The 6847-nt window shown below is 47.5% G+C and carries 5 protein-coding genes and 2 pseudogenes; 2 read left to right on the top strand and 5 right to left on the bottom strand.

The features are described from left to right. From AZ66_RS33095 to AZ66_RS24895, 3 genes and pseudogenes are all read right to left on the bottom strand, one after another. Positions 1-265 (bottom strand): annotated as a pseudogene (locus AZ66_RS33095) (LON peptidase substrate-binding domain-containing protein); the annotation flags it as partial. A 96-nt stretch (positions 266-361) separates the two neighbouring features. Beyond that, on the bottom strand, positions 362-2098 hold the full coding sequence (gene lonB / locus AZ66_RS24900; protein ID WP_044357348.1) for an ATP-dependent protease LonB: 1737 nt from the start codon (positions 2096-2098) through the stop codon (positions 362-364). Between the two features lie 102 nt (positions 2099-2200). Beyond that, positions 2201-3616: an alanine/glycine:cation symporter family protein gene (locus AZ66_RS24895; RefSeq protein ID WP_021258195.1), complete on the bottom strand. Its 1416-nt coding sequence runs from the start codon at positions 3614-3616 to the stop codon at positions 2201-2203. A 287-nt stretch (positions 3617-3903) separates the two neighbouring features. On the opposite strand from AZ66_RS24895, the gene AZ66_RS24890 reads away from it, so the two are divergent. Together AZ66_RS24890 and AZ66_RS24885 are read left to right on the top strand one after the other, a co-directional pair. Then, positions 3904-4965 carry a M23 family metallopeptidase gene (locus AZ66_RS24890; RefSeq protein WP_044357347.1) on the top strand — a complete coding sequence of 354 codons (1062 nt, stop codon included), beginning with the start codon at positions 3904-3906 and terminating at the stop codon, positions 4963-4965. Positions 4966-4992: 27 nt separating this feature from the next. After that, a complete protein-coding gene (locus AZ66_RS24885) occupies positions 4993-5400 on the top strand; it encodes a bactofilin family protein (RefSeq protein ID WP_044357346.1) in 408 nt (135 codons plus the stop codon). Between the two features lie 115 nt (positions 5401-5515). On the opposite strand, the gene ispG is transcribed toward AZ66_RS24885, so the two are convergent. Both ispG and AZ66_RS24875 read right to left on the bottom strand, forming a co-directional pair. Further along, positions 5516-6613: a flavodoxin-dependent (E)-4-hydroxy-3-methylbut-2-enyl-diphosphate synthase gene (ispG, locus tag AZ66_RS24880; RefSeq protein WP_044357345.1), complete on the bottom strand. Its 1098-nt coding sequence runs from the start codon at positions 6611-6613 to the stop codon at positions 5516-5518. 43 nt (positions 6614-6656) lie between these two features. Then, a pseudogene (locus AZ66_RS24875) lies at positions 6657-6847 on the bottom strand (ATP-dependent Clp protease ATP-binding subunit ClpX); the annotation flags it as partial.

Below are 6847 nucleotides of genomic sequence, written 5' to 3'. Positions count from 1 at the left end.
GGCAGACGTTAACATTTTTGACGAACCTTTCGCTACCGTGCCTATACGGAAAAATTATCATCCTTGAGAAGGTTTCCCTCGATGCTGACCTCTGACTGCGTGCACAACAGCAGCAATTTGATCCTTTCCCAGCATCGCATGTTTCAAGTGCCCGTACCGACTTATCGCGCCCCACATCCAAGTTCAACACCATGCTCGGGTACACGAGCAAGCCTCGTAGCGGGAGCAGAGGCAGGCGGCGGTCTTTGTTCGATTTAAGCCCCATCGTTCGGCACCCCCATGGCTATCATGATCTATCTACTATATTGCAACCAACATTTTATCAAATGTTCAAGTAAAACACCAATTTTCCACAGGCCGATCAGCTATAGCTGCTCCCATCAGAGGAACTGCTATTCTTCTCCGATCCTTCTGCATGCAGCAACGGCAGTGAGGTGCCCGCGGCACGATCGAACGGTTGCGGCTTATGCTGCGCATCTCCCTTCCATTCACTGCCGAATGCATGTTGGAAGCCTTCCTCAATGTGTTCGACGGGTATGACTTGCACTCCATCCAAGCCTGCGAAGATATCCTGCCAATTTTCCTTCGGAATAAGCACGCGAGTTGCTCCTGCTTGAAAAGCCGCTTCCACCTTGGCAAGTACGCCGCCGACCGGCTTAATGCGCCCATGAAGACTGATTTCACCTGTCATCGCAATCTTATTGTCAACTGGCCATCCATTCAATGCAGATGCGATGGCAATCGCCATTGCCATGCCCGCGGATGGACCATCTACAGGCGATCCGCCTGGGAAGTTAATATGCAAGTCGAAGTTGGATGTCTCATGTCCCAGGCTGCGAAGCACGGTCAATACATTCTCAATGGACCCCTTCGCCATACTCTTGCGGCGCAGCGTTCGGCTTCCACCGCCCAGCTCTTCTTCCTCGACAACGCCCGTAATTGTATATTTGCCGTGCCCACTCTTCACACGGATTGCACTCACTTCAATTTCCAGCAGTGCTCCCATGCTAGGACCGTACACTGCCAAGCCATTCACGAGACCAACTTGTGGTTCTACGGGAACTTTGCGATCAGGACGCGGAGCAATCTGGCTGCTATTGGCAACCCATTCTATATCAGCCGCATCAATCGAAGTCCGCCCTTCTGACATCGCCAGTCCAGCCGACAGTTGGATAATATTCACCGCCTCACGCCCATTGGTCGCGTACTTCTTCACCATATCAACCGCTTCTGGCGAATGCGGGAAGCCAATTTTCTTCAGTCCATTTTCCGCAATAGCTCCGATTTCATCAGGAAGCAGCGGCCTGAAGTAGATTTCCATACAACGTGAGCGGAGCGCTGGCGGGAGTTCTTGGGAAGAACGGGTCGTCGCTCCCACAAGCCTGAAGTCCGCAGGCAATCCATTTTGAAAAATATCGTGAATATAGGAAGGTACATTCGAGTCTTCCGAATTGTAATAAGCGCTCTCCAAAAATACTTTACGATCTTCAAGCACCTTCAACAGTTTATTCATCTGTATCGGATGAAGCTCACCAATCTCATCAATAAACAGCATGCCCCCATGTGCCTTAGTCACTGCTCCCGGCTTCGGCTGTGGAATCCCAGCGACTCCCATCGCCCCAGCACCTTGATAAATAGGATCATGAACTGAGCCTATTAATGGATCGGCAATGCCGCGTTCATCAAATCTTGCTGTCGTCGCATCGATTTCAGTGAACTTGGATTCCATTGTAAATGGCGAGCTTGCATTCTTCTTCGCTTCCTCCAGCACAACTCTCGCAGCAGCCGTCTTACCTACGCCTGGTGGGCCATAGATGATCACATGCTGTGGGTTCGAACTGCACAAAGCAGCTTTGAGCGCCTTCAATCCATCTTTCTGCCCAACAATATCGCTCATGATCGCAGGTCTCGTCTTCTCTGCTAGCGGCTTCGTCAAGGAAATAGACCTTAGCTTGCGTAGCTTATCCATCTCCTTGCGCGATTCTCGATCAACAGCTGTGCGATTTCCTTTCTGACTGCGCAGCAGATTCCAGAAGTATATGCCAATAACTACGGCAAAGAACGCATTGATCAGCATCAATATTACGCTTAAATTCATCGTTTCATCCTCCCATAACGCCCTCGCAAGGACAAAAAAATCCGGCAAAGTTTACTACTTGGTAGTATTACCCTTTGCCGGATGCATTATAAGCGTATGTGATTATGAGTTGTTATTTCTTTCCCAACATTCTGCATGCTTCAGCCCTGGAACAGAATCTGCATAGAAGACTGGCTCCTCGCCACGCTTACGCTGACCCATATAATCTTTCAGAGCCGCAAATGCCACTTTACCAAGCAGCATAATGGAAATGAGATTAATAAACGCCATGAAGCCCATGAACAAGTCTGCCAAATTCCATACTAGGGTCATCTTCGCAACGGAACCGAAGACAACCATCGCTACGACACCTAGTCGATAAGCAAGCATCCATCCCTTTTTCTTCGTAATGAATTCGATGTTGCTCTGACCGTAATAGTAGTTTCCGATAAGTGAAGTAAATGCGAATAAAAAGACGGCTAAGCCAATAAAAATGTGCGCCCAATCTCCAACCTGAGTCGCCAGCGCATGTTGAGTCAATCGAATGCCGTTCTGCTCGCCCGTCGTCGAAATCCCGGAGAACAAGATAATGAACGCTGTTGACGAACAAACAACCAAAGTATCGACGAATACCCCGAACGACTGGATCAAGCCTTGCTTGACTGGATGACTAACATGGGCTGTAGCTGCCGCATTGGGAGCACTACCCATCCCGGCCTCGTTCGAGAACAGACCACGTTTAATTCCGTTCATCACTGCTGCACCTACACCGCCAGCCAACGCCTCCCCAAATCCAAAGGCATTTTGAATAATAGAAGCAAACACATCCGGAATTTCTCTAAAATTAACGAACATGACGAACAAAGCAATCGCCATATATGCTAGCGCCATGATAGGAACGACGGTCGCAGTAACCTGTGCAACCCGCTGAACCCCACCGAATATCGTTGGGACAACAAGAACCGCCAAGATGATCCCCATCCAAATCGGATCCAAGTTAAATATATCTTGGAATGCTGCACTTGCAGTATTAGCCTGCACAGAGTTGAAGACGAATCCGAAACTGAAAATAATGAGGACTGCAAAAATAATGCCTAACCAACGTGCGTTCAACGCCCGTTCCATATAGTAAGCCGGACCGCCTCTGAAATGCTTGCCATCACGCACTTTATACACTTGTGCCAATGTCGATTCGACGAACCCCGAAGCCGCACCAATAATTGCAATCATCCACATCCAGAATACAGCGCCAGGGCCACCTAACGAAATGGCAATAGCGACTCCGGCCAAATTCCCCGTACCAACACGTGAGGCCGTACTCATTGCGAATGCCTGGAAAGAGGAAACGCCTTGCTTTTCACCGGATGGCTTTCCTTTATCCCGCCCCAAAATAAGACGGAATGTTTCTTTAATTGCAGAAAGTTGCACGAAGCCTGTTCGGAATGAAAAATATAATCCCGCTGTAACTAGGACAAATATAAGCATCAAATACCACAAATCATTAAACTTCCCGATCCAATCCTGAAGTTGATCGATCAATATATCGCACCTCTCTTGTTATCTAGTCCTGTTGCACGCGATATGTTAACTTTGCTAACACGTACTAACTGATTGTAGCGTAAATCGCGAACGATGGCAAAATGTTTTTTATCATTTTTCAACTAGTGATAAAATTTACCTTTTCTTATTCGACACAAACCGATTTTTAATGTCGATTCATTGTATTATCTACTTACTTTTCACCGAAAATCATGTACAATAGGAATGTTATGTAAACGTTTTTAGCTCATTTTACCTTTTTATCGTTAAGGAGGAATCCTTGCAATATGACGAAATCAAACGATCGCCACTGGACGTGGATGCTCATGCGAGGGCCAAATCGGCCAGTTATTCAATACAGTATTCCAACTGTTATGGTTAAACTTGTCATGTTTATTGTCATTGGCGGGATTAGTGCATTACTTATATCGTTAGTCATTCAACGGTTTGCCATGCATGATATTGTTGCTCGTCATGATCAATTACAGCTTGAGCTGCAGGAGAAAGATCATCTGTTAACCGAGATGGACAAGCAATTATCCATTATTACCGCTTCTTCCAACGATATGAAACAGAAAATGGACAAAATCTCACAATGGGAACAGCAACTGCAATCCTATTTACAAGTCCCATCTGGCGCTAACCATTCTAAAAATACCAATACGTCATCAATCACGGGCAAGTCCAATTCTGCGTCATCCGAGCGCGATACCGCTTCCTTGCCTTTGCCGCTAGGCGGTGAATATATCATGCTTCCTGCATCTAAGTTGTCGACGCTTCGTTCTGCCGCCACTGAAGTGAGCAGCAGCACCCAAGCACCTGTCTCACCACTCGAAGCATGGGAGAACGCGAATAAGCAGCTCCAAAATATGAATAAGAAGTGGCAGGATTGGGAACGATCAATGCCTCCACTGTTTAAGAATGCCGAAGCCTTCCAGCAGCAGTTGAATGCTACACCAACTTTGTGGCCAACAGATAGCACCCGAATCACCTCTCTTTTCGGAGAACGCAGTGACCCGTTTCAACGCAGTGAAGCATTCCATGCTGGACTGGATATAGGCGGAGATACAGGCGATCCGGTTTACGCTACTGCTGAAGGGGTTGTCATTGATTCTGACAAGGATGAGCTGAAAGGGAATTTCATCATCGTGAATCATGGCAGCGGACTTACTACACGTTACTTGCACCTAAGCGAGAGAGTTGTAGCCAGCGGGGATTCCGTGAAGAAAGGAACACTCATTGGAAAAGTCGGTACAACAGGGCGGAGCACAGGACCTCATCTACATTTCGAAATACGTCAGAACGGACAGCCCATTGATCCAACGACTTATGTAAACACACCTGAATAAGATTTTTATATAAGAAAGGAGCACGATATGTTCGCCAAATCCTCCTCCGGCAAAAAAATAAGCGGAACCGACACCTTAATTGGACAGGCTACTACATTTGAAGGAAAGCTTGTATGCGAAACTGACCTACGGATCGAGGGAACCATTACTGGTGATGTTCATTGCAGTCAGAACGTGATTATTGGGGAGTCGGGCAAAGCCTATTCCCATATTCAAGCTTCCAGCCTAGTTATCGCTGGGTTCATGCAAGGTGATGTCAGCGTCACAGAGAGTGTCATCATCGAGAGCTCTGGCAGATTGGAAGGCAATGTGTTGTGCCAATCCTTCATTATCAAAGAAGGCGGCAAATTCAACGGAAACAGTAAAATGCAGCAAAATGCTCCCTTACTAACCAATGCTCCTATCGCTGAGGTTACTGACTCGTCTGACACATGAACAAGCTCATTGAACTAGAAACTTGGATACAGACAAAGAAAACACCCACATGCGCCACTGCTGCATGTGGGTGTTCTTGTATATACGATAACAAGGATAAATTCTTATATTTCGATTAGTGCTTACGCCCTGGAATCTGACCCGTACGCTCATATTCAGCGACGATATGGTCGATTTCCTTCTTCAACTCAGAGACAAGCTCTGCCTCTGGCACTTTACGAATCATTTCACCGTAGCGGAACAACAGCCCTTCACCACGAGCCCCAGCGATGCCGATATCCGCTTCACGAGCCTCGCCCGGACCGTTTACCGCACAACCAAGCACCGATACCTTAATTGGAACTTTCACTTTGGAGATATACTCCTCTACTTCGTTCGCAATCGAGAACAAATCGATGTCAAGTCGGCCGCATGTTGGACATGATACAAGTGTAGCCGCATTCGAAATCAAGCCGAAACACTTCAGCATCTCACGTGCAACCTTCACTTCTTCTACTGGATCCGCACTTAAGCTAACACGAACCGTCGAGCCGATTCCAAGTGATAACAAGGCTCCGAGCCCTGCTGCACTCTTAATCGTCCCTGAGAACAGTGTCCCAGCTTCTGTAATCCCCAAGTGAAGCGGGTACGGAATTACCTCAGAAGCCTTTGTATAGGCAGCGATGGCCATAGGCACATCTGATGCCTTCAACGAGACAATAATATCGTGGAAATCAAGTTCTTCTAAAATTCCGATATGGAATAGAGCACTTTCGACCATCGCCTCTGGCGTTGGATATTCATACTTCTCGAGCAGGTGGTTCTCCAGCGATCCTGCATTAACACCGATTCGAATCGGAATGCCGCGCTCTTTGCACGCCTTCACGACTGCTTCCACTTTCTCACGGCGCCCAATATTGCCCGGATTGATCCGAACCTTGTCAATACCGTTCTCAATCGCCTTCAAAGCGAGCCGGTAGTCAAAGTGAATGTCAGCAACGAGCGGAATCGAGATACGCTTCTTTATCTCCTTAATCGCATCCGCTGCTTCCTCATTGTTGACCGTAACCCGAACAAGCTGGCATCCAGCTTCTTCAAGTCGATGAATTTCCGCAACAGTGGCTTCTACATCTGCCGTCTTCGTCGTGCACATGCTCTGAATGACAACCTCATTGTTGCCGCCAATCGTTACATCGCCCACTTTTACAGCTCTAGTCTGATGTCGCAAATACATGATACATTCTCTCCCATGTCGGAAACGGACGGAAAAGCGCCTATTAGGCGCTTTCCTCTTGTTTCTTATCTGTCGTCAGTTCCGGAATCATTCGTTCTTTTACTACTTGCTCCGTAATGACACATGTTGTTACATCATCGCGCGATGGCACTTCATACATCACGTCAAGCATAATGCCCTCGATGATGGCACGCAATCCACGCGCTCCAGTGTGCGCTTGATTGCTTCGCGAGC

It is taken from the genome of Paenibacillus sp. E194 (genome assembly GCF_000935845.1).
In the GTDB taxonomy this organism is placed as follows: Bacteria; Bacillota; Bacilli; order Paenibacillales; family Paenibacillaceae; genus Paenibacillus_B; species Paenibacillus_B alvei_B.
Note: the sequence above shows the minus strand (reverse complement) of the source record. Positions and strands in the feature narration are given on the sequence as shown.

Bases quoted from the DNA above. Each gene is read 5' to 3' on its own strand.
- lonB (WP_044357348.1), bottom strand. From the start codon at position 2,098: ATGAATTTAAGCGTAATATTGATGCTGATCAATGCGTTCTTTGCCGTA.
- AZ66_RS24890 (WP_044357347.1), top strand. From the start codon at position 3,904: ATGACGAAATCAAACGATCGCCACTGGACGTGGATGCTCATGCGAGGG.
- AZ66_RS24885 (WP_044357346.1), top strand. From the start codon at position 4,993: ATGTTCGCCAAATCCTCCTCCGGCAAAAAAATAAGCGGAACCGACACC.
- ispG (WP_044357345.1), bottom strand. From the start codon at position 6,613: ATGTATTTGCGACATCAGACTAGAGCTGTAAAAGTGGGCGATGTAACG.